The following is a 26,317-nucleotide window of genomic DNA, read 5'->3' as shown; positions in this document are numbered from 1 at the left end:
TCAGAGCTGAGTGATACGGCGGCCTTTGAAACGGCGTTGACGGACCTTTTTCTTGGTCCAGACGAAGGGCTCGGCTCTGTCGTTGTATGCGTTGACGTAGGCATCGATGTGTTCCTGAAGCTGCTTGAGGCTCGTGAAGGAGGTGCCGCTGAGCGACTGCCCCTGCAAGATGGAAAACCATACTTCGACCTGATTGAGCCATGGCGCACTTGTCGGCGTGAAATGAAATTGCACGTTGGGGTGGGCCTTGAGCCAGTCCTCGTTCTTTTTATGGGTGTTGAGGTTGTCGAGGATGACGTGAAGCTTGCGGTTCGGAAAAGCCGCGGTGACGCTGTTCATGAAATCGAGAAACTCGACGCGGCGCCGGCGTTTTGAATGGGTCGCGATGATCTTTCCGGTGGCGACTTCGAGCGCCGCAAACAATGTTGTGGTGCCATGCCGCTTGTAATCGTGGCTTTGGCCGGTCAAGGCGCGGCCATTGGGCAACTTCAGATAACCCTGCGCTCGCTCCAAAGCCTGGATCGAGGGCTTCTCGTCCACGCACAGCACAATGGCCTTCGTCGGCGGCGCGACATAGAGGCCGACAACATCGGCGGCTTTGGCCGTAAAGTTCGGGTCGTTGCTCTCGCACCAGGACTTGCGAGCCACCAGGTCAATCTTGTGGCTGCGCAGGAACCGCCAGACATATTGGACATCGACATCGCCCAGCGCCTCGGCCAGCAGGGGGCCGGTCCAGCGCGCAAACCCTTGCGGTGGCGGCTTATCCAGCAGCTTCAGAATCCGCTTGTCGGTCGTCTTCGTATAGATCGGCTGCTTGCCAGGCCGCGGCTTGTCTTGCAGCCCTTCAAGGCCATGGTCGGCATAGCGATGCCGCCAAAGGCTGACAATCCGCGGCTGGACCCCAACTTCCTTGGCGATCGACCGGGTGCTGCGCCCATCCGCCGCCAACAGAACTATCCGCGCCCGCTTCAAATCGCGCTGCAACGTCACCGGTGAGCGACAGCACGCCTCAAGCACCTTGCGATCTTTCCTCGAAAGGTGGACTTCTCTTGCTTCGGGTATCATCCCGACCTTGAATCACGACTCACGTTCCAAGAAAAGTGGGTACTAGTATCTTCATCTCCTCACTGAACACGAAAAGCGGGCGCTAGCGCCCACTTCAGTGACTTATCCCATAAGCTGGAACCGCTTCGCAGTACCAGCCAGACCTCAGGCCAACTCAAGCATCGGACGTTGTGCCTGGATTCTCATTGCTGTCGATGATTTCCTGGTTCACCTGGCGTCCAGACCGGTCAACCCAGCCCGAGCCTGGTTGCTCATAAATCGTCTGGGCTCCGTCCGAAGTCAATTGATCAAGCGTACGGCCCGCATTCGACTGCGTCACCTTGAGATTGTTCTTACCGTCAAAGCGGTCTCCAAGCCCTTCGACGACCATGGCATTGTCGCCGTTAGTAATGGTCAGCTTCGAGGCCATCGTTTTGCCCTTGCCGATATCAACGGTGTCGACAGTAATCTTCGTGCCGTCGTCGAGCTGGAAAGTCATGTTCTTCTTGAAGTCAAAGTCGACCTTGCCGTCACCGTCGGCATCGACGTGGGGATCGCCTTTAATCGAGGTGATCTTGCCTGTTTGACTGTTACGAATGAGCACTGTTCCGTCATTTTCGTCGACCAAGATCGAATACTTATCACCAAGCTTGATCTCAGCCTTGCCGTCCCTGACCTCATGTGACCACACTGGCGCCGGCTGAGAAGACTGCGTGGGCACCTGGGCAGCCGCAACAGGCACCATCGCAAGAGGCGGCGGCGGAGGAGGAACGAAGAAGACGGGCGCCGTAGAGGTGGGCGCTCCGCTTGCATACTGGTAGTTGCCCGGCCCACGCCCTTGCTCGCCGTCGTCGATACTCGCCTGATTCACGGCGCGTCCGGCGCCATCGACCCATCCCTGTCCACTCTCATGGATCGTTTGGGCACCATCAGACGTCAACTCGTCAAGGGTCATCCCAGCGTTGGACTGCGTCACCCTCAGATTGTTTTTGCCATCCTTGTCGTCGCCGAGCCCCTCGACAACGATCGCGTTGTGGCCGTTCGTAATCGTAAGCTTTGAAGAGATGGCCTGGCCATTGCCGTAGTCGACATTATTCACAGTAATCTTCGTGCCGTCGTCGAGCTGAAACGTCATATCCTTCTTGAAATCGAAGTCATCCTTGCCGTCTCCGTCGGCATCAACGTGCGGGTCGCCATGAATGACCGTGACATGGCCGGTCTGGTTGTTGCGGACTGTCCACGTGCCATCCTTCTCATTGGCCGTAATCGTATACTTGTCCCCAAGGTTGATCGTGGCCTTGCCATCCTTGACCTCATGCGTCCACACCGGATCCACAGCAGGCTCGGCATTCTGATTCAGCTGGCTCATCAGCATGGTGGAAGGAGGAGGCGCCATCATGTACGCCTGCGTCGTAACGACGGCTGGCGCCACGACGACCGGAACGACACTCCCAACGGCCGTACCGACGAGGGCTGGTGAGGCTACCGGCAAGTACTGGTAGCTCGCCGGGGCATATTGCCCCAACATGGCGTTGAAGGTGGGAGTGACAACAGCGCCCTCCGGCGCCACTCCGTTCATCGAGTCGGGCGCACCCACCACTGGCAGGCCAACCACGGGAAGATACTGCATTTAGTTCACTCCTGTTGCATAGACGACATCTGTAAAACTGTGAGCGTTACGCGCATAGTCACCCAAGATCCGCCGCTTCAGATCTGCATGAGAGCGCCTGATCAGCTCATCCGAACGAACGACTAATTCCCTTGCCAGAACCGGCAGCCTATGGAGATCCTCTCTCGCCCCATCACCGTAACCGCACGAGCACATCACGCGCATTCAACTCACAGATACGGTAGCCCGAACACCTGTCGAAAAGCTGACGATGATCAGCGAGCCAAGCCGCACGCACTTTGGCATCGATCGGATGTCCGAAACGCATCCTTCGCTGAACGTATCGCAAGATTTAATATTCCCTCCTGGCAAGATTCGTCTGGTACCAGCGGCGCTCCCATGTCTTCAGGCAAATGACACGACGTTGCCGGTTATCAGCCAATCATCTCATCCTCACCGCAATCAGCGCTCCCGCCGGAACTGCACATCATCTGCGAGGAGCGATCAACAGCTTGAACTCTCGCTGCATTTTCCCAGGCATCAAGACTTCGCGAAAGGTGAGCTTTCGCAAGCCGCCATCTTAGCCAAACGGGACAAGCGAGGGCTGAGATCCGCACGGCTCGATGACCTTATCCCGCTTCCGTGCTCCACCCTGCAAGCCACGCGCCTGCGAAGGTTCCGCCAAGTCAAATCATTCCTGAACGCGCAGCTAAGCACGGCTCAACTCGCCTTCATCCAAGCCGGCTATAGGGCGCCGCCGGGAGCGACAGGGCGATCCGATGATTGCGAGCAGATGCAAGCCTGCCGCAAAATATCACTCGCCTCAACGTGAGGCTCGTCAGCTTTTCGAAAGCTAGCGCCCCTAGCATGAGGCCGCTGAAGCTAGGCGAACAGTCTTCTGCGCAACAAGACGAACATAGGAGAACGCAATGATCGGAGAAATGATTGGAAGCGCCGCCGGCGGTTACCTAGGCGGCCCGGCCGGAGCGGCAATTGGTTCGGCACTGGGCGGGACCGTGGACAAGGTCTTTGACAAGGTGGTCCACACCTTGGTGCCCGACGAGGGTCACCATGATAAGGCCGAAGACCACAAAGACGCCGGCGAAAAGACCGAGGTGCAATCCAAGCACGACACTGCCTGCAAGAGCCCGGAGCTGAACCTCGGGCTCAGCACGCTCGGCGGTACGCCCATGTTCCTTTCCATTCCTGCGATCGTCTCGCCGGCCCGCACCTCGTAACAAATCAGAACCAGCGTTATCCCAAAAGAAAGGCAAATAGACATGGCGGTTGACAATGTTGGCGGAAATGGCGGCGCTGCTGGTGCCCAGCAGACCGGCGATAGCGGCTTCCAGAACCAGATGGCTGAATTCGAGCGTGTGAGCCAGAAGGTTCAGGCCCAGGCCGTGGCAATGCGCAGAATTACGACCGAACTCTCGTCCGAGAAGAAGGTCGCCGACGAGCGCGTCCAGTAATTCTGCAAGACGGGTGGCTCACCGCAGTTGCTACCGTCGCCGCGCTGTGAATGACGAAGTCTGGATGAGCCGTACGGCACCGCCGTACGGCTTCTCTCGTTATTCGGGGGATTATCGTGAACGACTCTGTTTCGCTTGAGTTCGAGGTGCTTTCGGGGGTCTATACCGGGCTCAAAGGAAAGACGGCGGGCGGCGAGAGCATTGTGGGCAGCGGCCTCGATGCGGACATGATCTTCGTTGAACAAGGGCTCGAACCGCATCATCTTCGCGTCATCCCGCAGCGCGATTCGATCGAGCTCGAAGCGCTCGCTGCCAGAATCAGCATTGACCGTCACGCTAGCATTGCAACAGGTGAGCGCGTCAGAGTGCCGCTTCCCGCGATCATTCATGCCGGCGCGATGTCCATCCGCTGGTCGGCAGAGGATTTCCAACCAATTGCTTCGAGCAAGCGATCTCGCCGCTCGATCGTGGCACTCAGCCTGATCTTGCTCAGCTCTGTCGCGATCGGCACCGTCTCAATCATCTTTGCCCCCGGCGATAGGGCGGTGGCGCCAAGCACCGGATCATCGCACGCGGTCGAAATTGCCGCTAAACCAACCGTCGATCATTTTGACGCGAGAGCTGCTGATGAAATGGCCGCATCACTGCGCCAACAGATCGAACGAGAGGGCCTTCCTGACGTCAAGATCGGGCACGGGCCCGGCGTCGTGACCGCGGAAGGGACGATTGCGCCGGACCTCGTCGCAAAATGGAAAGAAATCCAGCAATGGTTCGATCGTCAAAGCAATGGTACCCCGACCCTTGTGAACGCTGTCGCGGTGAAAGAGGAAAAGATGCCGTCTTCGATTGCTGTCCAAGCCGTCTGGCGCGGAAGCGAACCTTATCTGCTTATTGCCGGGCAGAAGTATTTCGTCGGCGCGCTCTTAAGTAATGGATGGACCGTTGATCGAATCGAGGATGGACGAGTTCTGCTCAGCCGCAACGGCCGATCTGCCGCTTTGCCCTATTAAGGTCTCTACCCTGCAAAAGAGAAGGAGAAGGCTATGGCTAGGCTGCCTCAGAACTCCGTAGGGCCCGGCAACTCATCGCAGGGGTTAGATGCGGGCCAGCACGCACCAGTCATCGGCTCGCCTCCTTCGCGAGGTGATAAGCTCGAAGTCGGAGGCGCCCATGCGGATAGCGGCACGAAGCGGGCGTCGTGGCAGGATGCGGCTTCGTATGATCTGCCAATTGATGGCGCGAGCGAAGCGGCGCTCGGGGTCGATTCCGTCGGCGCCATCTCACGCGTCACTTTATTCGAAAGCGAAGCAGGAGCGAATGAGGTAGATGCACGCGCGAGATTGGCTTCGCTTTATGGTCCCAATCTGTCCCGCGGACTACTCTCCTTCGTAGTTCCGCGCCTTCGTCATCCCGACGTACTGCGCGCTGACAAGCATGGTGTTCTTCTGGAACGCTTGACGCGAACATTGGAGGCGACGCCGGAAGACAAGACGGCGCGAGAGTGCTTGGCAATCCTGCAGCAGGAGCTGCAGCGGTTACTAATGCTCCGACAAAACCAAAACAGCTTAATCAAGGGTTAGCCATGGCCGATCCTGATGGATTGCATCGCGTCGCCGTTCCCCTGGCTCCAGGAGTCTCAAAATCCGGCGATATTCCGTCGATCTCCGGGCCAGAGCGCGACCTGCTTTGCGCACTCTCATATGTCCATCTCGCGTGCGGGCAGAGCGCACACAGCCTGGCTCTGTTGCGAATTGCAGCTCGCGAGCATTCCAACGACGTCGGTCTACTCCGCATTCTAGCCTACACGCTCATCGCCGAGGGCCTCGGCGAGGAAGCACTCCATGTGCTGGACCGGCTGGACGCACTTGATACGCAACCCTCTTCTCGCATACCGATGACGCTGTTGCGCAGTCACGCGCTACGGCACGCTGGCCGCATGGCCGAGGCTCGCGAGGTCTTCCAGACCTATGTGTCATTGCGCGCGAGTACAGCCCTCATCCGAAAGCAATAGGGATCTATCATGGCCAACACCTTGCGCGGCTTTGTCGTGCGCGCTCCGGCCCACCCGGATTTCATGGTTGCCTTGATGCTGCTTCTAGCGATCGGCATGATGATCATGCCAATCCCAATCATCGTGATCGACATGCTGATCGGCTTCAATCTTGGCTTTGCCATATTGCTGCTGATGGTTGCCCTCTATCTCAGCACACCGCTTGATTTCTCGTCCTTGCCGGGCGTCATCCTGATCTCCACCGTATTTCGGCTGGCGCTGACGATTGCAACAACACGGCTGATCCTCGCCGAAGGCGACGCGGGCAGCATCATTCACACCTTCGGCGACTTCGTCATTTCAGGGAATATTGCGGTCGGAATTGTCATATTCTTGATCGTGACCATGGTCCAATTCATGGTTCTTGCCAAGGGTGCCGAACGCGTCGCAGAGGTGTCTGCGCGCTTCACGCTTGACGCGCTACCAGGCAAGCAGATGGCGATCGATGCGGAGCTACGCAACAGCCACATCGATCAACACGAAGCACGCCGCCGACGTGCCGCCTTGGAACAAGAGAGTCAGCTTCATGGCGCTATGGATGGTGCCATGAAGTTCGTTAAGGGAGACGCGATCGCCGGGCTGATCGTGATCTGCATCAATATGCTTGGCGGAATAAGCATCGGCCTGCTCTCCAAGGGCATGTCGCTCGATGAAGCGCTGCATCAATATACTCTTTTGACGATTGGTGATGCGCTCATTTCGCAGATTCCGGCGCTGCTGCTGTCAATTACCGCCGCGACCATTGTCACGCGCGTCAACGGACCCTCCAAACTCAGACTCGGCGCCGATATCGTTCACCAACTTACCGCAAGTACGGAGGCACTTAGGCTAGCCGCTTGCGTCTTGGTATTCATGGGGCTCGTTCCTGGCTTTCCTTTGCCCCCGTTTGCCGTGCTGGCCGTCCTGTTCGCTGCCGCAAGCTACGTCAAGGTCGGCCCCAAAGACGACAAGCCTGCCGCCAAAATAGGAGCTAGCGCCGCGGCATCGGCGCCGGTTCCTGCAGCGGTCCAAAAGCAGGCCGCACATGCGGAAGCGCTTCCGATCGCGTTGTTCCTTGCACCAAACCTGACGGATTCGATCGACAAAGACGAGCTGGAAGAGAGCATTTCGCGTGTTTCAAGGCTCGTGTCGGCGGACCTTGGCATCACCATTCCGCGGATCCCTGCGCAGATTGGCGACAGCTTGTCCTCGTCGCAGTTCAGGGTCGATGTCGATAGTGTGCCAGTTGAGCGTGATGTGATCAATCCCGGGCACTTGGCACTCAACGACGATGTCGCGAACATCGAATTGAGCGGCATCCCCTTTCAACAAGACCCTGAAACGAATCGGGTCTGGATCGAAGAACGGCATGCAGCGGCTCTCAAGGCCGCCGGAATCGGATATCATCGGCTAAGCGAAGTTCTTGCCTTACGTCTCCATTCCACATTGACGCGCTTTGCACAGCGCCTGGTCGGTATTCAGGAAACCCGCCAATTGCTCGCTCGGATGGAGCAGGAATACCCTGATCTGGTGAAGGAGGTACTGCGTACGGCCACCGTCCCTCGGATCGCCGAGGTCCTGCGCCGCTTGCTCGATGAAGGCATTCCAATCCGCAATACCCGCTTGCTTCTGGAGGCATTGGCAGAATGGAGCGAGCGCGAGCAAAACGCCGTCCTGCTCACCGAGTATGTTCGTGCTACCTTAAAACGCCAAATCTGCTTCCGGTATGCTAATGCCCATCGCGTCGTGGTCGCCTTTATCATCGAGCGTGAGAGCGAGGAAATCATCCGCGGCGCAGTACGGGAAACGGCCGTAGGCCCATATCTCGTCTTGGATGAATGGCAGAGCGAAAAGCTGCTTGCACAATTTCGTCAGATTCATGCGACCATCGCGCAAAGTAAGAGCCAGCCTGTCGTCCTCGGTTCGATGGATATCCGGCGTTTCGTGCGCGGTTTTCTCACGCGCAACGGAATCGACTTGCCTGTTCTGTCCTATCAAGATCTCGCCGCGGACTTCACGGTCCGGCCGATCGGATCCGTCAAGCTTCCAAAGGCGCCTTCCTCAGGAGGGCTCCTAACAGCTGCAAGCTAAGAGTGCGCAGCACTACCTTGTGAGTAGCCGATGAAATCTAATGACACCAGCTTCCGCCGATATCTGTGCTCCGCCAGTCCAAGGCTGCGGCCGGCTCTGCTTGCGATGCTGACTGTTGTGCTGCTCGCTGGTTGCGCTACCGCAGACAAACATGGCCTTTCACCGCAGCAGAGGTCCGCATCAGACCTCGCAGACAGCGAAGAGATCGACCCCGCCGCGCGCGAGCGCATTTCGCACGCGCTTGGCCGAGATGCTGATGAAGGGGCTCTGCGCGACGCATTGAAGCAACAGCCGAACAACATTGATGCGGCTATTCCTCTTGCGCGAGCCCTGCTGGCACGCAACTGTCCGAATGATGCGCTTGAGGTGCTCGACGGCGTGTTATTGGCAACCCCTGGCGACCTGCGCGCATTAAATGCCAAAGCAGTTGTTCTCGATCACGAGGGCCGTCATCAGGAAGCCCAAGAGCTATACCGCCAAGCTCTCGCGGCGGAACCTGCAAACCCGATGCTGCGCAACAATTTCGGACTGTCCCTCGCCCTTCAAGGCAAGATGGACGCCGGCGATGCCAGCGCAGCACCTCAGGCGGGCAGCCGGAAAGCATTGGCTCGTTCAAGATAAGGCGATCAAGAGCGGGCAGGAATAGCGAAGCGTGATGCTTAGCTGTCAGCTTGCCGACAGCTAGGCTTACTATGAGCGCGGAACCCCACTCCGGCGCGGCCTCGCCGACATAACAGGACGTGTTATGTTTCAAAACACTAAAGCTCTATCTAACAGCGAACGTGCGTCCGAGCTCGATGAAATGGGAACGAGCTCGGACGATGGCTCCCACACGGATAGCCAAAGATTCTTGGATGTATTCTCTGCTCTGAGTTTGGCGCCATCGAGCTGCTCCGTTGATGCATCTTTGGCAGCAGTCCCGCCATACGCGCTGGTTGACGAGCGGCCGGTGGTTGAGATCTCAAAATCTTCGTTTGAGAATAAGCTGGCAGATTTTTATGGAGGAGACATAGAGGATATTGCTGCCAATCCGCAGCGATACTCGCGCTGGGTTTCCGAAAAGGCTCACGCACAGCGGACACTGCATTTCGCTTCGGCACGAAGTCTATTTCGGAGAAATCGTGCTTTTTCAGCTATCAGCTTGGGAACAAGAGCGTCGGGCTTCTGAGAACGGAACCCGGAGGCCGCATGAGTGAGAGCTATGGCGGAATCTGGGTGATGACGGTGTGAGGAAGGCGGCGTATCGAGGCGGGTGACGAGCCTGCCAGAACCTCTCGAGGAGAGCGATACGCCATGACCGAGACTACCAATGTTCTTGCTTTCCGTCAGCCGTCCGCGGTTGATGATCCACTGACCGATATCGTTCGTGCCGGCGCGCGGGACCTGCTTGCCAGGGCGATCGAGATCGAGGTTGGCGCGTTTCTGGCCAGCACGGCCAATCTGACGCTGCCCGACGGTCGAGCGCGCCTGGTCCGACATGGGCACGGTCCGGTGCGCGAGATTGCGACCGGCATCGGTCCGGTGGAGGTCGCTCGTCCCAAGGTCCGCGACCGCGGAGCGAGCGGGCCAGGCGACCGCCTCCGCTTCAGTTCGGCAATCCTGCCGCTATGGGCGCGGCGGACGAAGAGCCTGGATGCCTTGATCCCGGTCCTCTATTTGCGCGGCATCTCGACCGGCGACTTCCAGGAGGCGCTCTCGGCGCTGCTCGGCAAGGATGCGCCGAACCTGTCGCCTTCGGTGATCGCCGGCCTGAAGGCCGATTGGCAGGTCGAGTACGAACGCTGGCAGAGACGCGATCTGTCGGCGCGTCGCTATGTCTACATCTGGGCCGATGGCGTGTACCTGCAGGCCCGCATGGAAGATCACAGCGAATGCATGCTGGTGCTGATTGGCACCACGCCGGAAGGCAAGAAGGAGCTGATCGGCTTCCAGGTCGGCGTGCGCGAGAGCGCGCAGAGCTGGCGCGAACTCCTGATCGACCTGCGGCAACGCGGGTTACGGATTGCCCCGCAACTCGCCATCGGCGACGGCGCCCTCGGCTTCTGGAAGGCACTGGACGAGGCCTTTCCCGGCACGCGGCACCAACGATGCTGGTGCCATAAAGTGAGCAACGTACTCGACAAGGTCGCCAAATCCGTGCAGGGCCCCATGAAGAACGACCTGCGGAACATCTATCTGGCCCCACACCGGGCCGAAGCTGAAACCGCGATCGACGTCTTCGTCGAGAAATACCACGTCAAATACGGACGTGCGGTGGAGTGCCTGATCAAGGATCGCCATGCGCTGCTCGCCTTCTTCGACTTCCCTGCTGAGCACTGGATCCACCTACGCAGCTCGAACCCGATCGAGAGCGTCTTCGCCACGGTGCGCCACCGAACGGTGCGGACCAAGGGATCGCTGTCGCAACAAACTGCGAAGCTGATGGTGTTCAAGCTCATCGACGCCGCATCGAAGACCTGGCGGCGATTGAAGAGCACGAACCAGTTGCCGAAAGTCATCGCCGGTGTAAAGTTCATCGACGGAATCGAAGTCATTCCGAACACTGAAAGCCACGCCGCCTGATCAGGCCGCGTCACCCAAAATCAGCCATAGCTCCATGAGTGAGCTGTTCAAGGGCAACAATGATTCGCGCCATCAATTTCCTGGACGAGATGAAATCACCTCAACAATAGCTTTCCGGGTTACTCATCCGCTCGTCGAGAACGCGGGCGATATCTTGCTTGAACATCAGCTCCAGATCGACGGAAACAAACCGCTCGTTCTCTCCCACTCTTCCAATCCGGAAGCGAAAGCCCGCGCGGCAGCGTTGGGCTTTCTTGAGGTTAGTGACTCGATGATGGTGCTAGATCCCACCAAGCACGATGACAAATGGAAGAACGAAGGCGGCAATTGGCAGCGGGCGGGTAAGCCGCCTTTGTATCTTGCCGCGACTGAAGACAACAGCGGCAATGCCAAGTATACCGAGAGTGTAGCGAAGCCCGCGAACGATCCGTATGATGAGGAATATGACTTTATGTAGAGCCTACAGGCATCACACGAAGAGCAATTGGCCGGATCGGCGGGGCAAGATCAGGCCTCCATCTCATTTCCTGCTGCATGTACTCTTGAGCACCGACATCTTTTCCGTATCCGCAGGCGGAGTTGGACTGCGCTGTGGGTCCTTTCGTCTGGCGGAATCAAGCCGGACGAGCAGCAGATCGATTATCTCTCGGACTCCGCAGCCTCGTGTTCCTCCTGATCTGCAGCTTGCGCCAGCAAAGAGCCTCCTTGTATCAGCCGAAATGACGCGGTCTATCGGCACTGCGAAGCTACAGCGCGCGATGGCGGCGCACGATCTCCATGACACCCGGTCCTGCCATGTGAGGATCTCCTCCTCTGCCTTCCCGGGAAAAAACTTGCTCGCAAACAGAGCTGGCCCCGGTTGTTTGGACAGCGCCCCGCTGGATTTAAGTGGATTCCTGCCGGGTTATGCTGAACGCGGGGCTTTACGGTTTTGTCGTTGCGTCGGGAGGGCGTAGCCCGACCAGAGCGACGACAAAACCGTCGGCGACGGTCATGCGGCCATCACCATAGCTTGCGTGCCGAAGTAAGCCTCGTCGGGCGTGCGCCCGTCAAGGCTCGAGTGAGGGCGTCCCTGATTGTAGAAGGCCAGATACTTGGCAATTGACGCTCGCGCCTCGGACACGCTGTCGTAGGCGCGGAGATATACTTCTTCGTATTTGACCGTGCGCCAGAGCCGCTCGACAAACACGTTGTCGCGCCAGGCGCCCTTGCCGTCCATGCTGATGGCGATCTTCGCGTCCAGCAGCACATCGGTGAACTCGAGGCTGGTGAACTGTAAACGGTACGAGAGGCCCACGGAGCCACGGACTTGGTGCGGACGGCCTACGCACCGCGCTTGAAGCGTATAGGCATCCAGAACTGCCGGAGGGCCTCGACGGTTGCTGGAATGTTGCGCCAGGCGTTTTGGATGATGGGCTGCGTTCCCAGCGTGCGCCGGGCCGGGGGTAGCAAGGGTCGACCGGCGTCGTCGATGCAATGGACCAAGATCGGCCGCAGCATAAGGTGTTCGGTTCCATTCGGGGGGAGAAGCCGCGACCAGACGAGAAGCCGAAGCTTCATGACGGCGTAGAAGCCCATGCACCAGGGCTGCGGGTCGACTTCGCCGTCCGGTGATCGCACGAACAGCGGCTCGAAGCTCTCCGGTCTCGTCGACAGCGTCTCGCTGATAGCGTTGTGGCGCATCAGCGTGGCGGCGATTGCCGAGAACTCCTCGGTGTCGTGATTGAAGGCGTCGGGATCTACGCCGAGGAGCGGGCACACCCCATTCCTCGGACGCCATCGAGACCGGCCCGGCGACGACCGCGGCCACCGCGCCATCGAGCATGGAGAGCGACGTCGCCCGCGGATGCCGAAGCGTCGGCGACCTGGCGCGCTTGCTGATCCATTGCCCGAGCCGTTCGAACGACATGGCATAGTCCGCCATCGTCGTCTTGCGTGCTTTTCGCGTTCCCCGCCCTTGCTTCGGCTTCGTCATGCCACGGCCCGCTTTTCGGCTTCGCGTGCGGCCTTCCAGTTCCAGGCCAGAAGTTCGTGAAGCTGGTTGGTCTTCGTGGCGCCGCTCACCATGCGATCGAGAACGTCGACGAGATACGCCTCGGGGTCGAGGCCATTCAATTTCGCTGTGTTAAGAAGCGAAGCGAGTATCGCCCAGGTCTCGCCCCCGCCTTCGTCACCACTGAACAACGAGTTCTTTTTTCCGATCGCAATTGGCCTGATCGATCGTTCGACCGTGTTGGTGTCCGGCTCGAGCCGCCCGTCATCCAGGAACGTCGTCAGGCCCTGCCAGCGTTCGAGCATGTAGTCGATCGCCTTGATGAGCGTCGAGCGGCGGGAGATCCCGTCCTTCACCGCGATCAGACGGGCCCTCAACGCCTCCATCAGCGGCTTCGTCTCGGCCTGTCGCGTCGCGCGGCGTTCCCCAGCATCGAGACCGCGGATCCTCTCCTCGATCGCGTAGACGGCCGCAATGCGCTCGATGACCTCCGCGGCGAAGGGTGAGTTCGTCGTCTTGTGCACCCTCACGAAGTTGCGGCGCGCGTGAACGAGACAATACGCCAGCTGGATCTGGCCCGACATCATCGCATCGCCCGCCAGCGAGGCGTAGGCGGCATAGCCGTCGACTTGCAGCACGCCTTCGAAGCCGGCTAACTGCGCCACGATCTCCTTTTTGCCGCGACCACCTGCGAACACGTAGGCGACCGCCGGCGGCGCCGGCCCCTTCCACGCCCGATCGTCCGTCGCGTGCGCCCAGAACTGGCAGATCCTCGTGCGGCCGCGTCCCGGATCGAGCACTGGCATCGGCGTCTCGTCGCAGAACAGCCGCTCGAAGCCGTGCATAGTCTTCAGTTGCAGATCGTAGAGGCCCCTGACCAGCCACGCCGCGCTCCCCATCCAGCGCGCCAGCGTCTGACGGTCGACGACGACACCCTGACCCGCCAGGATCTGCGTCTGGCGATAGAGCGTCGATTGCCAGGCATATTTGGCCGCGGCGATATGCGCGATCAGCGCCGTCGTTGCCATGCCGCCCTCGACGAGCCGCGCCGGTGCCGGGGCCTGGACAATCGGGCCCTCACAGGAGCGGCAGGCGTATTTTGGACGGATCGTGCGGAGCACGCGCAGCCACGCGGGAACCCGATCGAGCGCTTCGCTGCTCTCCTCGCCGATCCGATGCATCTGACCCGTGCAGCACGGGCACAGCGTGGACGCCGGCTCGATCACCCGCTCGACCCGAGGCAGATGCGCCGGCAGCGCGCCGATGTTGCGCTTCGCTTTGCGCCGCTCCGGCCGCGGCGCGTCCGGTTTGTCGTCATTGGCCGGGAGCTGTGAGCCGGCGGTCCGTTCCAGATCAAACGCGATCTGTTCGGCGCAGACGATCGCCGCGCGCTCCGATCGTGCGCCGAAGATCAGGCTCTTCAACGTGGCGATCTCTGCGCGCAGATCATCGTTCTCGCCTTCGAAAGCCAGCACCATCTCGGCAAGAGCCGCAGGGTCAGAGGGGAGATCTTCGGGGCGAAGCGCCATATCGCAGAGCTACACGAACGCACTCGCAATCGCCAGCAAAACAAGACGCTTCAGGCAACCTTCGTCGGCCGCTTCGTCACCTTCGGGACCACACGCGACCACTCCGCAAGACCTTCAATCAGCATCGCCAGTTGCGCCCCCGTCACCGGCATCGTACCCTCGCGAACAGGTGGCCAGGCAAAGCCCCCATTCTCCAGCCACTTCGTCGCTAGAACCATTCCCGAGCCGTCAAAAACCAGTAGCTTCAAACGATCCGATCGCTTCGATCGGAAGACATAAACGTCACCGCTGTAGGGCTTGCCGCCTAATCCCTCCGCTACCAGCGCGACAAGGCCATGAACGCCTTTACGAAAGTCAATCGGCTGCATCGCGACGAACACACGGACCATTGGACCGAAAGAGATCATCGCGTCGATCTCACCGCCGCCAGCACGCGCTCCAGCGTCGCGGCGTCGACGCCGACGGGCACGCGCACCGTCGCGCCCGCGATCATCACCTCGATCCGCTCGGCCGGATCCGTCAGAACATGCGCCTTATCGATCGCGTTCGGCTGCGCCTCGACGGCGGCCTGGAGCCTGACTTGCACGAACTGCGGCGCTTCGCTCGACGCGAGCCGCGCCTGGCGCCGCCACACACTGAGCAGTCCCCGGTTCACCCCGTTGCGTCGAGCCACCTCGGAAATGCTCGTCTCCGGATCGGCACTCTCGGCCACGATCCGCGCCTTCTCCGCATCGCTCCAACTGCGCCGTCGCCTCTCCCCTGTGATCACCTCGATCCGCTGATAGGAGGCGGCATCATGCCCGTCTTGATGTCTGTCTTGATGCATGGAACGAGCGTCCCTCGCGTTGTCAAATCCACGCGCGAGTCTCGCTCATCCCGTCCACCTAAACGAGGTGGGGTCGTCGTACCGCTATCGGTGAACTGGCTGCCCTGATCCGTGTTGAAAATCTCGGGCCTGCCGTGCTTCGCCAACGCCTCCTGGACCGCTTCGACGCAGAAGGCCGCCTCCATTGTGATCGAGACGCGATGGGCCAGGACCCGTCGGCTGAACACATCGACGACCGCCGCGAGATAGACGAAGCCACGCCGCATCGGAATGTAGGTGATGTCCATTGCCCACGCATGGTCGGGCCGCTCGATCTTCAATCCGCGCAACAGGTACGGGTAGATCTTGTGACCCGGAGCCGGCTTGCTCGTGTTCGGGCGACGATAGACCGCCTCGATCCCCATGCGCTTCATCAGCGTCGCGATGTGGCGGCGACCGGCGTATACGCCCTCCCGCCGCAGCAACGATCGCAGCATACGCGCTCCCGCGAAGGGATAATCGAGATGCAGCTCATCGAGCCGACGCATCAAGGCAAGGTCCTCGGCCGAAACTGGCCGAGGTTCATAGTAGACCGTGCTGCGAGCCAGCTTCAGGACCTTCGCCTGGCGCACGATAGAAAGATCATGATCGCGGTCGATCATCGCTTTGCGCTCAGCAGGCCCGCCTTGGTGAGCGCGCCGGACACAAAATCGTTTTCCAACGCCAGCTCGCCGATCTTGGCATGTAACGCCTTCAAATCGACCGGCGTCTCGGCCGATGTCTTGTCATGCCCAAACACGCCGGCGGCGCCTTCCAGGAGCTGGTTTTTCCAGATCGTGATCTGGTTCGGATGAACATCAAACAGTTGCGCCAGCTCCGCCAGTGTCTTGTCGCCTTTGACCGCAGCCAAAGCAACCTTCGCCTTGAATGCCGGAGAATGCGTCCGGCGGCTCTTCTTCGTCATCTTCGCTCCTGATTCGCAGCAAGAATCCTCGCCGCTGTCAGGCAGAAAATCCACTCAAGCTACTGTCCGAATTTGCGGGGCCAGCTCTCAGCTCGAACCCGATCGAGAGCGTCTTCGCCACGGTGCGCCACCGAACGGTGCGGACCAAGGGATCGCTGTCGCAACAAACTGCGAAGCTGATGGTGTTCAAGCTCATCGACGCCGCATCGAAGACCTGGCGGCGATTGAAGAGCACGAACCAGTTGCCGAAAGTCATCGCCGGTGTAAAGTTCATCGACGGAATCGAAGTCATTCCGAACACTGAAAGCCACGCCGCCTGATCAGGCCGCGTCACCCAAAATCAGCCATAGCTCGTCCAGCCGTCCGTCGCAGCGAGCCGGGTTTCATGCCCGCCTGTATCGTCAACCACATTCTCGGCGGCGGCGGCCTGACGTCACGCCTGTTCCGCGAAGTCCGCGAGAAGCGCGGACTGGCTTATTCAGTCCGTGAGCAGCTTGTCTGGCTGGATCATTCAGCCATGTTTCTCGGTACCAGCGGCACCTGCGCCGATCGGGCCGGCGAAACGGTTGAAGAAATCGAGAAGCAGGTCCGACAGATCGCCGCGGAAGGACCGACTCAGCAGGAGCTCGATGACGCAAAGTCCTACCTGAAGGGCTCGCAACTGGTAGCTCTCAACACATCATCAAAACTGGCGCGAACGCTACTGCAGCATCAGCTTGACAAGTTGCCTATCGACTATCTCGAAAACCAGAATGCCGTCGTCGATGCGGTGACGCTGGAAGACGCCAAAGAGAGCAGCGCAGCGGCTGTGGGGCGGGGGTCTGCTCACAATTATCGTCGGCCGCGCCCCAAAGGACGCAGCGCAGGCGGCCATTGTGCCGTCCAGGACTACACCCCCGCCGGGCGCCGATCAGCTAGACACCGGCCCGACGACGCCGCCCAATTTATTTTCTAGCAGCCCATGTGCTTAGCTCTCGCGCGCAGAGAGGCCTTTAGCCACTCACCTTTAGCTCGTGGAGATATTCCTCGGCATGCCGAAAAGACGGCGATCTGATTCAGTAGACCTTTGATGGTCTGCGAAGCCATAGTCGGACCGCCTAGCATCCCCCCGATTTGCGCTTTCATCGAGCTCGCAATCTGACGCTACGTAAGACTCGGTCTCCCATTAAAATTTGATAGCGGCAGCGACAGCATCCATAGCGAACCTACGGCAATCCAACGATCACCATGGGCAGACTTTGACTCTTGCCCCGCATATTCCAGCCGCACACAAACCTCACGTAAATCACCAGTACAAGTGATTACTCCCATTGCCGGAGCTGCATCATCACGCGACGTTACTCGCTAGATGTTGAAAACGCTTATCAGTTGCAGAGCTCTCGCATCGGCGGTTCATTGCCCCTTCTTTCCGCCATGTTCGCACCCAAAGCAGTGACGCGCCGATAGCGCACTTTGCGCGCGGCAATAGCAAGAGCTCAGGAGATGTTTCTATGGTGAAGCCAGTGGTAATTGTAGTCGGTGCGGACAAGGGAGGAGTCGGCAAGACGACCGTATCACGAACGCTACTGGACTACTTTAGCGTCAATAACGTGCAAATACGCGCGTTCGACACGGAGTCGCCCCGGGGAACGCTGAAGCGCTTTTACCCCGGGATCACTGAGATCGTCGACATGACTGCGACGGCGGACCAGATGAAGATCTTCGATACCTTGAACTCAGGGCTGTCCGTCACTGTCATCGATGCTCGCGCAGGCCTACTGTCCTCTGCGCTGGCTTCCTTGCGCAACATCGGCTTTCTGGACTCGGCACGGTCTGGCCAGATCACATTTGCCGTGTTCCACATCCTGGGATCATCTATCGCGTCGCTAGACGAGATCGAGGAAACCGCGACTTTCATGACCGGTGCAAAGTACTACCTGGTCAAGAACTTCATCAACGACACTCAATTCTTCCAGTGGGATCAAGCCACTTATAATTCCTATTTTCATCGCATCAAACATGCGACTGAGTTGACCATCCCGAAGCTTAACGAGATGGCGTATGAGCAGGTGGAAGTCGCGTCCGTCCCGTTCATAGACTTCGTCGCGAACAAGGGACGCAATGAAGAACCTGCGAACAACTCCTTCGTGCTGCGCGGCTATGTCCGGCACTGGCTGGCAAATGTCTGGAGCGAATTTGATCGCATCAACTTGACGGAATTGGCCGGGGCCAAGTCCGCCACCCGGGCCGGCGAGAAGTAGCCGTATATCCGGCAAGCTCGAGCCCACGCACGGAACGAAATTGATCTGCTGGCTATGTTAGCGACCCCCATCTACATCATCTGCTCACCTAGCCCGCAGGTCGGTAAAACCCTCATCGCTCGGGCCATGAGCGAGTTCTTGCTGCTGAAAGACGGTACAACGCTGTCGTTTGACGTCAACTTGAAAGAGCCATCATTGCTCGACTACCTGCCCAACATCACGGAGACCGCGGATGTGATCGACACATACGGCAAGATGCAGCTGATGGACCCTCTCATCGTTCACGATCGTGTACCCAAAGTAATCGATCTCGGCTTTCACGCCTTCGACGAATTCTTCAAGATGTGCGAGGAGATTGGCTTCGTCAAGGAGACGGCGCGGTGCTGTGTCACCCCTGTCGTACTCTTCGTCGCGGGCGCAGATCGCATCTCCTTTCGTGGTTACGAGATGCTGCGGCGGCGAATTCCCCCGGCCTCGCTGGTCATCATCCACAATGAATTCGCACTGCGCGGCGGATTACCTGAAGCGATGGACGGCGATCGGGTGATTCGAATTTCCGCACTACCGCTGTTCCTTAAGAGATATATAGATCGGCTTGGCTTTTCCTTCACTGGGTATCTGCGCAACGAGAAGGACTGGTCCACCGAGCTGCATCAATGGATCCGGCGGAATTACGGCATGTTTCGCGATCTGGATTCGAGTGTGACGCTGCGAAGGTGGGATCGGCCGCGGGGGACGGACATCGGTAGCCTACAGAGCTGGCCCCGCAAATTCGGACAGTAGCTTGAGTGGATTTTCTGCCTGACAGCGGCGAGGATTCTTGCTGCGAATCAGGAGCGAAGATGACGAAGAAGAGCCGCCGGACGCATTCTCCGGCATTCAAGGCGAAGGTTGCTTTGGCTGCGGTCAAAGGCGACAAGACACTGGCGGAGCTGGCGCAACTGTTTGATGTTCATCCGAACCAGATCACGATCTGGAAAAACCAGCTCCTGGAAGGCGCCGCCGGCGTGTTTGGGCATGACAAGACATCGGCCGAGACGCCGGTCGATTTGAAGGCGTTACATGCCAAGATCGGCGAGCTGGCGTTGGAAAACGATTTTTTGTCCGGCGCGCTCACCAAGGCGGGCCTGCTGAGCGCAAAGCGATGATCGACCGCGATCATGATCTTTCTATCGTGCGCCAGGCGAAGGTCCTGAAGCTGGCTCGCAGCACGGTCTACTATGAACCTCGGCCAGTTTCGGCCGAGGACCTTGCCTTGATGCGTCGGCTCGATGAGCTGCATCTCGATTATCCCTTCGCGGGAGCGCGTATGCTGCGATCGTTGCTGCGGCGGGAGGGCGTATACGCCGGTCGCCGCCACATCGCGACGCTGATGAAGCGCATGGGGATCGAGGCGGTCTATCGTCGCCCGAACACGAGCAAGCCGGCTCCGGGTCACAAGATCTACCCGTACCTGTTGCGCGGATTGAAGATCGAGCGGCCCGACCATGCGTGGGCAATGGACATCACCTACATTCCGATGCGGCGTGGCTTCGTCTATCTCGCGGCGGTCGTCGATGTGTTCAGCCGACGGGTCCTGGCCCATCGCGTCTCGATCACAATGGAGGCGGCCTTCTGCGTCGAAGCGGTCCAGGAGGCGTTGGCGAAGCACGGCAGGCCCGAGATTTTCAACACGGATCAGGGCAGCCAGTTCACCAGCCTCGAGTTCACCGATGTGCTGCTGGACGCGAAGATCGCCATCAGCATGGACGGCAAGGGCGCCTGGCGCGACAACGTGTTTGTCGAGCGGCTCTGGCGCACGGTCAAATACGAAGAAGTATATCTCCGCGCCTACGACAGCGTGTCCGAGGCGCGAGCGTCAATTGCCAAGTATCTGGCCTTCTACAATCAGGGACGCCCTCACTCGAGCCTTGACGGGCGCACGCCCGACGAGGCTTACTTCGGCACGCAAGCTATGGTGATGGCCGCATGACCGTCGCCGACGGTTTTGTCGTCGCTCTGGTCGGGCTACGCCCTCCCGACGCAACGACAAAACCGTAAAGCCCCGCGTTCAGCATAACCCGGCAGGAATCCACTTAAATCCAGCGGGGCGCTGTCCAAACAACCGGGGCCAGCTCTGAGCATCGCCATGTTTTACACTTAAGGATCAACATCCGTGATGACTTCGATTGATGATACGCTAAGTGAGATCAGATGGCTGCGAAACGGAATCTGGCGCTGCCGCCGGCTACTTAACACCGACCTGCCTGGCACCGAACGCAAGGCCCTTGAGAAGCGTCTGCATGAACAGCTCTCTGCCTTTGAACGGCTCTCGTCGACGGCGTTTCCTTTCGCCTTGAGCTCTAAAGTGTATTCGGTCAGGAGCACCACAATCGGGCGAAGCGACTCCCCTGAAGCGCCCATAGAGAACGCCGCAATGGTATCAAGCGGTTGCATGGGGAAATCGATCAGCGGCTAACAAAAGAGGTTTCCTAGCCCAATCTGTTACAGCTCAGTCTAGCCGAAGGTAATCGAGCTATGGCTGATTTTGGGTGACGCGGCCTGATCAGGCGGCGTGGCTTTCAGTGTTCGGAATGACTTCGATTCCGTCGATGAACTTTACACCGGCGATGACTTTCGGCAACTGGTTCGTGCTCTTCAATCGCCGCCAGGTCTTCGATGCGGCGTCGATGAGCTTGAACACCATCAGCTTCGCGGTTTGTTGCGACAGCGATCCCTTGGTCCGCACCGTTCGGTGGCGCACCGTGGCGAAGACGCTCTCGATCGGGTTCGAGCTGCGTAGGTGGATCCAGTGCTCAGCAGGGAAGTCGAAGAAGGCGAGCAGCGCATGGCGATCCTTGATCAGGCACTCCACCGCACGTCCGTATTTGACGTGGTATTTCTCGACGAAGACGTCGATCGCGGTTTCAGCTTCGGCCCGGTGTGGGGCCAGATAGATGTTCCGCAGGTCGTTCTTCATGAGGCCCTGCACGGATTTGGCGACCTTGTCGAGTACGTTGCTCACTTTATGGCACCAGCATCGTTGGTGCCGCGTGCCGGGAAAGGCCTCGTCCAGTGCCTTCCAGAAGCCGAGGGCGCCGTCGCCGATGGCGAGTTGCGGGGCAATCCGTAACCCGCGTTGCCGCAGGTCGATCAGGAGTTCGCGCCAGCTCTGCGCGCTCTCGCGCACGCCGACCTGGAAGCCGATCAGCTCCTTCTTGCCTTCCGGCGTGGTGCCAATCAGCACCAGCATGCATTCGCTGTGATCTTCCATGCGGGCCTGCAGGTACACGCCATCGGCCCAGATGTAGACATAGCGACGCGCCGACAGATCGCGTCTCTGCCAGCGTTCGTACTCGACCTGCCAATCGGCCTTCAGGCCGGCGATCACCGAAGGCGACAGGTTCGGCGCATCCTTGCCGAGCAGCGCCGAGAGCGCCTCCTGGAAGTCGCCGGTCGAGATGCCGCGCAAATAGAGGACCGGGATCAAGGCATCCAGGCTCTTCGTCCGCCGCGCCCATAGCGGCAGGATTGCCGAACTGAAGCGGAGGCGGTCGCCTGGCCCGCTCGCTCCGCGGTCGCGGACCTTGGGACGAGCGACCTCCACCGGACCGATGCCGGTCGCAATCTCGCGCACCGGACCGTGCCCATGTCGGACCAGGCGCGCTCGACCGTCGGGCAGCGTCAGATTGGCCGTGCTGGCCAGAAACGCGCCAACCTCGATCTCGATCGCCCTGGCAAGCAGGTCCCGCGCGCCGGCTCGAACGATATCGGTCAGTGGATCATCAACCGCGGACGGCTGACGGAAAGCAAGAACATTGGTAGTCTCGGTCATGGCGTATCGCTCTCCTCGAGAGGTTCTGGCAGGCTCGTCACCCGCCTCGATACGCCGCCTTCCTCACACCGTCATCACCCAGATTCCGCCATAGCTCAAGGTAATCCTGAGAAATCTAAGGCAACCGCGATGAAACAAACGCGCTGATATTCCGGCAATCATTGGCTGTCGCAGCCGACTTAGCCACTTCCGCAAAAATACGTAGTCGCGGGCCACAATGCCATAAATTGATGACAGTACGGTCCACTGCCTCCACAGCTGACGCTGATTGCCCTTGGGACCAGCCACAGAGAGACGAAAGCAACTTCACAAAACCTCGAAGCCGCGAATGGCTACAGCGCTGAACAAAGCGCAACTGCTGCAGCACGAAACTCGAAATTCAAGGCCGCACCACGCCTGGGCAACTGTATCGCTAATCGAGCCAATCCAATCACGGATCGGTCCCACCCAGCCGACTGCGCCTCGGCAGGCTGATGCTCCAGCCCGGTCGACCTTCAGCCACCAAGCTGGCCAACCCCGCCGCCCGTCAGTCTGAATACTTCACTATCGTTCGAGTTCGCAACTGCCGCGTCTCTCGATGAGGGCCTACCGGGCGCCTGTTGAGCGATTGTCTCGGTGCATCGTTTTCGTTTGCCGCGGTTGGCATCATGCGCCGGCATTCGCGGTGCAAGTTTTTGAAATTGTCCCTAAGACAAAACATGGCCACGTCAACATCGTTACGGCCTGTAAAGCGGTCACAGAAGCGGATCACGTCTGATTTGCACGACGCCAAGACTTCCTCGGCTCGCCGATCTCGCGCGCGAGCGTGTCCTGTGCACCATGTCGCAGCGATCGCGATCGCAGCGAGGACGGCTGCAAAGCGATGCGCATTGCAAGTCCAGCCCATTCGTCGCTCTTGATTGACCAAACCCCTCATAAGACGCCTGTGCTTCTCTGTTTTTCTTTGCCCCGAGAGGTGATCTGTTTACCGGATTGGAATGCCTCGGCAGCCATGAGTCTCGCTTCTCGCGGGCCGGCTGCAATGATTGCCGCGCTCCGAATCATTATCCCGCCACTCGCAACACGCATTGCGAAGACCGCGACAAACAGAGATCGGCCGTTTAGCACTTATGTGCCCATGTTGGCTCCCAATATGGTGTTCTGCTTCGCCATGCCTACAACCTGACGTTACGGTCGATTCAAGCACTTTGAGCGCGCGGGCACCGCATATCATCTCGGTCAGCGCTTTCGCCAAGCGACCGTCTACAGGCCTTCTCCGCCGAGTAGATCGGATGGCGCGTCAGTCGGATGGCATGGAGTTGTGCATCATTGACGAGCTCTACGGCCGCATATTCGCCAAAGCACGATCTCGAACGCGAGAGGCTTGGCATGATCCTTGGGTGCCGCCTCACGGCCCTGCATGTGCGGTTGGAGACGCGAGCGTCAAAGTCCTACAATAGGATGCGGCGATTTAAGACGCGGAGTGGAGACAGATAAAACGCCTCCCTTGCCGCTAACCGCCCAGTTATCACTTCGAACGGCACGCGGATTGCTGGGTAAGTATCAGCCAGTTGCCGGGGAGCTATGGCGGAATCTGGGTGATGACGGTGTGAGGAAGGCGGCGTATCGAGGCGGGTGACGAGCCTGCCAGAACCTCTCGAGGAGAGCGATACGCCATGACCGAGACTACCAATGTTCTTGCTTTCCGTCAGCCGTCCGCGGTTGATGATCCACTGACCGATATCGTTCGTGCCGGCGCGCGGGACCTGCTTGCCAGGGCGATCGAGATCGAGGTTGGCGCGTTTCTGGCCAGCACGGCCAATCTGACGCTGCCCGACGGTCGAGCGCGCCTGGTCCGACATGGGCACGGTCCGGTGCGCGAGATTGCGACCGGCATCGGTCCGGTGGAGGTCGCTCGTCCCAAGGTCCGCGACCGCGGAGCGAGCGGGCCAGGCGACCGCCTCCGCTTCAGTTCGGCAATCCTGCCGCTATGGGCGCGGCGGACGAAGAGCCTGGATGCCTTGATCCCGGTCCTCTATTTGCGCGGCATCTCGACCGGCGACTTCCAGGAGGCGCTCTCGGCGCTGCTCGGCAAGGATGCGCCGAACCTGTCGCCTTCGGTGATCGCCGGCCTGAAGGCCGATTGGCAGGTCGAGTACGAACGCTGGCAGAGACGCGATCTGTCGGCGCGTCGCTATGTCTACATCTGGGCCGATGGCGTGTACCTGCAGGCCCGCATGGAAGATCACAGCGAATGCATGCTGGTGCTGATTGGCACCACGCCGGAAGGCAAGAAGGAGCTGATCGGCTTCCAGGTCGGCGTGCGCGAGAGCGCGCAGAGCTGGCGCGAACTCCTGATCGACCTGCGGCAACGCGGGTTACGGATTGCCCCGCAACTCGCCATCGGCGACGGCGCCCTCGGCTTCTGGAAGGCACTGGACGAGGCCTTTCCCGGCACGCGGCACCAACGATGCTGGTGCCATAAAGTGAGCAACGTACTCGACAAGGTCGCCAAATCCGTGCAGGGCCCCATGAAGAACGACCTGCGGAACATCTATCTGGCCCCACACCGGGCCGAAGCTGAAACCGCGATCGACGTCTTCGTCGAGAAATACCACGTCAAATACGGACGTGCGGTGGAGTGCCTGATCAAGGATCGCCATGCGCTGCTCGCCTTCTTCGACTTCCCTGCTGAGCACTGGATCCACCTACGCAGCTCGAACCCGATCGAGAGCGTCTTCGCCACGGTGCGCCACCGAACGGTGCGGACCAAGGGATCGCTGTCGCAACAAACTGCGAAGCTGATGGTGTTCAAGCTCATCGACGCCGCATCGAAGACCTGGCGGCGATTGAAGAGCACGAACCAGTTGCCGAAAGTCATCGCCGGTGTAAAGTTCATCGACGGAATCGAAGTCATTCCGAACACTGAAAGCCACGCCGCCTGATCAGGCCGCGTCACCCAAAATCAGCCATAGCTCGTTGCCGGGAAGGAAGCGGCTCAGGCGGAGCCGGAGTTCCAATGAGACTTATTCGATTCATGTTAATCGACCTGGCGCTGATGCTGGTCGCACCTGAGAGTGCAGAGGCTACGATCAGCTACTGGGCAGACTTCAAATCGGCTCGCGAAGCTGTGGGATCATTGATGCCGATTTCCGGCCGCGGGCCAGTATTCAGCTTTGGCGTGAGCCGGCATCTTTGCCCCCCAACCTCTCAAGCCGCGCCATTCAACATTCACCAGAAGGCCTCGGCCCGGCCAAGCAGACCAAAGACCTCGCGTTGTTGGAAAGGCGGCGCTTAACTCTTAAGGTAAGCGCGCCGGCCACCGTACCGATTGCCACGATCCACCGGCGTGGAGCTGCTCAACAAGGCTCCGGACTTGAAACCGCTCTGCACGCCTCCCTCCCACTTTATACCCTCTTGCGAGCAGCAGCGCCGTGCTGGAGCGGAATAGACTGGATGGCCAGCAGCATAACGATCACCTCCAGTGCAGCCGCTAGGCTCCTCACTTAGATGGAAGATACAGCACATGGGCGGGTTCACCAAAGAAGCCAAGAAGGGCTATATTGAGGTTGCCTTCAACGGCTCGCTCGCGAGCATTCTGCTTGATACGCAGTTCAGCGTACCGGCCAAAGGCGTCACAGCGATTTTTGGTCCGCCTGGGTGCGGCAAAACTACACTCGCGCGCTGCATCGCTGGCGTGCAGCGTCTGCCGAATGGCTTCTGTGCGATTGATGGGGAGATTTGGCAAGATGAGACGACGTTTCGACCGCCTCATCTGCGTCGCGTCGCATATGTATTTCAGCTACCGATCCTCTCTTCTCATTTGTCGGTACGACGCACCCTTTTATACAACGCGTCAAACTCGGGGCCGACACTGATCGATTTTGATGGTGTGGTCGAATTGCTCGGCTTGGCGCCACTGAGAGCTGGCCCCGCAAATTCGGACAGTAGCTTGAGTGGATTTTCTGCCTGACAGCGGCGAGGATTCTTGCTGCGAATCAGGAGCGAAGATGACGAAGAAGAGCCGCCGGACGCATTCTCCGGCATTCAAGGCGAAGGTTGCTTTGGCTGCGGTCAAAGGCGACAAGACACTGGCGGAGCTGGCGCAACTGTTTGATGTTCATCCGAACCAGATCACGATCTGTGCGCGTTTCGCGGGATCGTGAGCGCGGATTTCAGGGGATCG

22 protein-coding genes and 5 pseudogenes are annotated in these 26,317 nt (G+C 59.4%); 17 read left to right on the top strand and 10 right to left on the bottom strand.

All coding sequences use genetic code 11. The annotated features are described in order from the left end of the window. Positions 1–1,065 (bottom strand): IS630-like element ISRj1 family transposase, encoded by a 1,065-nt coding sequence (locus ABIF91_RS22280; RefSeq protein WP_424579395.1) that lies wholly within the window; start codon positions 1,063–1,065, stop codon positions 1–3. A gap of 154 nt (positions 1,066–1,219) precedes the next feature. Next, positions 1,220–2,674, bottom strand: coding sequence for a DUF1521 domain-containing protein (locus ABIF91_RS22275; RefSeq protein WP_028181670.1), 1,455 nt, complete (start codon positions 2,672–2,674; stop codon positions 1,220–1,222). Between the two features lie 908 nt (positions 2,675–3,582). Between ABIF91_RS22275 and ABIF91_RS22270 the strand changes: the two genes are divergently transcribed. From ABIF91_RS22270 to ABIF91_RS22230, 9 genes are all read left to right on the top strand, one after another. Then, on the top strand, positions 3,583–3,891 hold the full coding sequence (locus ABIF91_RS22270; RefSeq protein ID WP_028181671.1) for a hypothetical protein: 309 nt from the start codon (positions 3,583–3,585) through the stop codon (positions 3,889–3,891). A gap of 42 nt (positions 3,892–3,933) precedes the next feature. Next, positions 3,934–4,125 carry a hypothetical protein gene (locus ABIF91_RS22265; RefSeq protein ID WP_014497948.1) on the top strand — a complete coding sequence of 64 codons (192 nt, stop codon included), beginning with the start codon at positions 3,934–3,936 and terminating at the stop codon, positions 4,123–4,125. A gap of 116 nt (positions 4,126–4,241) precedes the next feature. Further along, entirely contained in the window at positions 4,242–5,135 is an 894-nt protein-coding gene (locus ABIF91_RS22260; protein ID WP_011084612.1) for a SctD/MshK family protein, read from the top strand. 33 nt (positions 5,136–5,168) lie between these two features. Continuing rightward, positions 5,169–5,705: a hypothetical protein gene (locus ABIF91_RS22255; RefSeq protein WP_011084611.1), complete on the top strand. Its 537-nt coding sequence runs from the start codon at positions 5,169–5,171 to the stop codon at positions 5,703–5,705. Between the two features lie 2 nt (positions 5,706–5,707). Continuing rightward, entirely contained in the window at positions 5,708–6,136 is a 429-nt protein-coding gene (locus ABIF91_RS22250) for a tetratricopeptide repeat protein (protein ID WP_011084610.1), read from the top strand. Between the two features lie 9 nt (positions 6,137–6,145). Beyond that, complete coding sequence (gene sctV / locus ABIF91_RS22245) at positions 6,146–8,245, top strand: type III secretion system export apparatus subunit SctV (RefSeq protein ID WP_011084609.1); 2,100 nt, start codon at positions 6,146–6,148, stop codon at positions 8,243–8,245. 30 nt (positions 8,246–8,275) lie between these two features. Then, positions 8,276–8,866 (top strand): tetratricopeptide repeat protein, encoded by a 591-nt coding sequence (locus ABIF91_RS22240; RefSeq protein ID WP_011084608.1) that lies wholly within the window; start codon positions 8,276–8,278, stop codon positions 8,864–8,866. A gap of 672 nt (positions 8,867–9,538) precedes the next feature. Then, on the top strand, positions 9,539–10,807 hold the full coding sequence (locus ABIF91_RS22235; protein ID WP_038952271.1) for an IS256 family transposase: 1,269 nt from the start codon (positions 9,539–9,541) through the stop codon (positions 10,805–10,807). A 34-nt stretch (positions 10,808–10,841) separates the two neighbouring features. Continuing rightward, the gene (locus ABIF91_RS22230; protein ID WP_424579394.1) at positions 10,842–11,264 is read left to right on the top strand and encodes a hypothetical protein; all 423 of its coding nucleotides are present in this window, start codon (positions 10,842–10,844) and stop codon (positions 11,262–11,264) included. A 534-nt stretch (positions 11,265–11,798) separates the two neighbouring features. Here the strand turns inward: ABIF91_RS22230 and ABIF91_RS22225 are convergent. The 6 genes and pseudogenes from ABIF91_RS22225 to ABIF91_RS22200 all read right to left on the bottom strand — a co-directional run. Continuing rightward, a pseudogene (locus ABIF91_RS22225) lies at positions 11,799–12,083 on the bottom strand (transposase); the annotation flags it as partial. A gap of 47 nt (positions 12,084–12,130) precedes the next feature. Next, the gene (locus ABIF91_RS22220; protein ID WP_424579393.1) at positions 12,131–12,568 is read right to left on the bottom strand and encodes a UPF0149 family protein; all 438 of its coding nucleotides are present in this window, start codon (positions 12,566–12,568) and stop codon (positions 12,131–12,133) included. A 210-nt stretch (positions 12,569–12,778) separates the two neighbouring features. Further along, on the bottom strand, positions 12,779–14,329 hold the full coding sequence (tnpC, locus tag ABIF91_RS22215; protein WP_035681142.1) for an IS66 family transposase: 1,551 nt from the start codon (positions 14,327–14,329) through the stop codon (positions 12,779–12,781). A gap of 50 nt (positions 14,330–14,379) precedes the next feature. Then, positions 14,380–14,736: an IS66 family insertion sequence element accessory protein TnpB gene (gene tnpB / locus ABIF91_RS22210; RefSeq protein ID WP_424579392.1), complete on the bottom strand. Its 357-nt coding sequence runs from the start codon at positions 14,734–14,736 to the stop codon at positions 14,380–14,382. Continuing rightward, positions 14,733–15,155 (bottom strand): IS66-like element accessory protein TnpA, encoded by a 423-nt coding sequence (tnpA, locus tag ABIF91_RS22205; protein ID WP_424578819.1) that lies wholly within the window; start codon positions 15,153–15,155, stop codon positions 14,733–14,735. Before tnpA ends, tnpB begins: the two co-directional genes overlap by 4 nt. An 89-nt stretch (positions 15,156–15,244) precedes the next feature. Next, a pseudogene (locus ABIF91_RS22200) lies at positions 15,245–16,098 on the bottom strand (IS3-like element ISRj2 family transposase); the annotation flags it as partial. An 89-nt stretch (positions 16,099–16,187) separates the two neighbouring features. Between ABIF91_RS22200 and ABIF91_RS22195 the strand changes: the two are divergent. From ABIF91_RS22195 to ABIF91_RS22175, 5 genes and pseudogenes are all read left to right on the top strand, one after another. Next, positions 16,188–16,418 (top strand): annotated as a pseudogene (locus tag ABIF91_RS22195) (IS256 family transposase); the annotation flags it as partial. A 35-nt stretch (positions 16,419–16,453) separates the two neighbouring features. Then, positions 16,454–17,069: pseudogene (locus tag ABIF91_RS22190) on the top strand (M16 family metallopeptidase); the annotation flags it as partial. 519 nt (positions 17,070–17,588) lie between these two features. Further along, positions 17,589–18,338: a hypothetical protein gene (locus tag ABIF91_RS22185; protein WP_424579391.1), complete on the top strand. Its 750-nt coding sequence runs from the start codon at positions 17,589–17,591 to the stop codon at positions 18,336–18,338. Between the two features lie 54 nt (positions 18,339–18,392). Continuing rightward, the gene (locus tag ABIF91_RS22180; protein WP_028182371.1) at positions 18,393–19,121 is read left to right on the top strand and encodes a hypothetical protein; all 729 of its coding nucleotides are present in this window, start codon (positions 18,393–18,395) and stop codon (positions 19,119–19,121) included. 59 nt (positions 19,122–19,180) lie between these two features. After that, positions 19,181–20,310 (top strand): IS3-like element ISRj2 family transposase gene (locus ABIF91_RS22175; RefSeq protein WP_129557670.1). Its coding sequence is split into 2 segments (ribosomal slippage): positions 19,181–19,433 and positions 19,433–20,310, totalling 1,131 coding nucleotides; the frame shifts between segments, so codons are not numbered across the junction. 167 nt (positions 20,311–20,477) lie between these two features. On the opposite strand, the gene ABIF91_RS22170 is transcribed toward ABIF91_RS22175, so the two are convergent. Together ABIF91_RS22170 and ABIF91_RS22165 are read right to left on the bottom strand one after the other, a co-directional pair. Beyond that, positions 20,478–20,774 carry a hypothetical protein gene (locus tag ABIF91_RS22170; RefSeq protein ID WP_161170740.1) on the bottom strand — a complete coding sequence of 99 codons (297 nt, stop codon included), beginning with the start codon at positions 20,772–20,774 and terminating at the stop codon, positions 20,478–20,480. A gap of 109 nt (positions 20,775–20,883) precedes the next feature. Then, positions 20,884–22,152 carry an IS256 family transposase gene (locus tag ABIF91_RS22165; protein WP_038379337.1) on the bottom strand — a complete coding sequence of 423 codons (1,269 nt, stop codon included), beginning with the start codon at positions 22,150–22,152 and terminating at the stop codon, positions 20,884–20,886. 1,655 nt (positions 22,153–23,807) lie between these two features. Here ABIF91_RS22165 and ABIF91_RS22160 point away from each other — a divergent pair. From ABIF91_RS22160 to ABIF91_RS22150, 3 genes and pseudogenes are all read left to right on the top strand, one after another. Then, positions 23,808–25,076, top strand: coding sequence for an IS256 family transposase (locus tag ABIF91_RS22160; protein ID WP_038952271.1), 1,269 nt, complete (start codon positions 23,808–23,810; stop codon positions 25,074–25,076). 581 nt (positions 25,077–25,657) lie between these two features. After that, on the top strand, positions 25,658–26,104 hold the full coding sequence (locus ABIF91_RS22155) for an ATP-binding cassette domain-containing protein (RefSeq protein WP_245285620.1): 447 nt from the start codon (positions 25,658–25,660) through the stop codon (positions 26,102–26,104). Positions 26,105–26,141: 37 nt separating this feature from the next. After that, positions 26,142–26,270 (top strand): annotated as a pseudogene (locus ABIF91_RS22150) (transposase); the annotation flags it as partial. Between the last annotated feature and the right edge of the window lie 47 nt (positions 26,271–26,317).

The sequence above is a fragment of the Bradyrhizobium sp. USDA 241 genome (assembly GCF_049739505.1).
GTDB lineage: Bacteria > Pseudomonadota > Alphaproteobacteria > Rhizobiales > Xanthobacteraceae > Bradyrhizobium > Bradyrhizobium liaoningense.
Note: the sequence above shows the minus strand (reverse complement) of the source record. Positions and strands in the feature narration are given on the sequence as shown.

Bases quoted from the DNA above. Each gene is read 5' to 3' on its own strand.
- ABIF91_RS22280 (WP_424579395.1), bottom strand. From the start codon at position 1,065: ATGATACCCGAAGCAAGAGAAGTCCACCTTTCGAGGAAAGATCGCAAG.
- ABIF91_RS22275 (WP_028181670.1), bottom strand. From the start codon at position 2,674: ATGCAGTATCTTCCCGTGGTTGGCCTGCCAGTGGTGGGTGCGCCCGAC.
- ABIF91_RS22270 (WP_028181671.1), top strand. From the start codon at position 3,583: ATGATCGGAGAAATGATTGGAAGCGCCGCCGGCGGTTACCTAGGCGGC.
- ABIF91_RS22265 (WP_014497948.1), top strand. From the start codon at position 3,934: ATGGCGGTTGACAATGTTGGCGGAAATGGCGGCGCTGCTGGTGCCCAG.
- ABIF91_RS22255 (WP_011084611.1), top strand. From the start codon at position 5,169: ATGGCTAGGCTGCCTCAGAACTCCGTAGGGCCCGGCAACTCATCGCAG.
- ABIF91_RS22250 (WP_011084610.1), top strand. From the start codon at position 5,708: ATGGCCGATCCTGATGGATTGCATCGCGTCGCCGTTCCCCTGGCTCCA.
- sctV (WP_011084609.1), top strand. From the start codon at position 6,146: ATGGCCAACACCTTGCGCGGCTTTGTCGTGCGCGCTCCGGCCCACCCG.
- ABIF91_RS22240 (WP_011084608.1), top strand. From the start codon at position 8,276: ATGAAATCTAATGACACCAGCTTCCGCCGATATCTGTGCTCCGCCAGT.
- ABIF91_RS22235 (WP_038952271.1), top strand. From the start codon at position 9,539: ATGACCGAGACTACCAATGTTCTTGCTTTCCGTCAGCCGTCCGCGGTT.
- ABIF91_RS22230 (WP_424579394.1), top strand. From the start codon at position 10,842: ATGAGTGAGCTGTTCAAGGGCAACAATGATTCGCGCCATCAATTTCCT.
- tnpC (WP_035681142.1), bottom strand. From the start codon at position 14,329: ATGGCGCTTCGCCCCGAAGATCTCCCCTCTGACCCTGCGGCTCTTGCC.
- tnpB (WP_424579392.1), bottom strand. From the start codon at position 14,736: ATGATCTCTTTCGGTCCAATGGTCCGTGTGTTCGTCGCGATGCAGCCG.
- tnpA (WP_424578819.1), bottom strand. From the start codon at position 15,155: ATGCATCAAGACAGACATCAAGACGGGCATGATGCCGCCTCCTATCAG.
- ABIF91_RS22185 (WP_424579391.1), top strand. From the start codon at position 17,589: ATGGTGAAGCCAGTGGTAATTGTAGTCGGTGCGGACAAGGGAGGAGTC.
- ABIF91_RS22180 (WP_028182371.1), top strand. From the start codon at position 18,393: ATGTTAGCGACCCCCATCTACATCATCTGCTCACCTAGCCCGCAGGTC.
- ABIF91_RS22170 (WP_161170740.1), bottom strand. From the start codon at position 20,774: ATGCAACCGCTTGATACCATTGCGGCGTTCTCTATGGGCGCTTCAGGG.
- ABIF91_RS22165 (WP_038379337.1), bottom strand. From the start codon at position 22,152: ATGACCGAGACTACCAATGTTCTTGCTTTCCGTCAGCCGTCCGCGGTT.
- ABIF91_RS22160 (WP_038952271.1), top strand. From the start codon at position 23,808: ATGACCGAGACTACCAATGTTCTTGCTTTCCGTCAGCCGTCCGCGGTT.
- ABIF91_RS22155 (WP_245285620.1), top strand. From the start codon at position 25,658: ATGGGCGGGTTCACCAAAGAAGCCAAGAAGGGCTATATTGAGGTTGCC.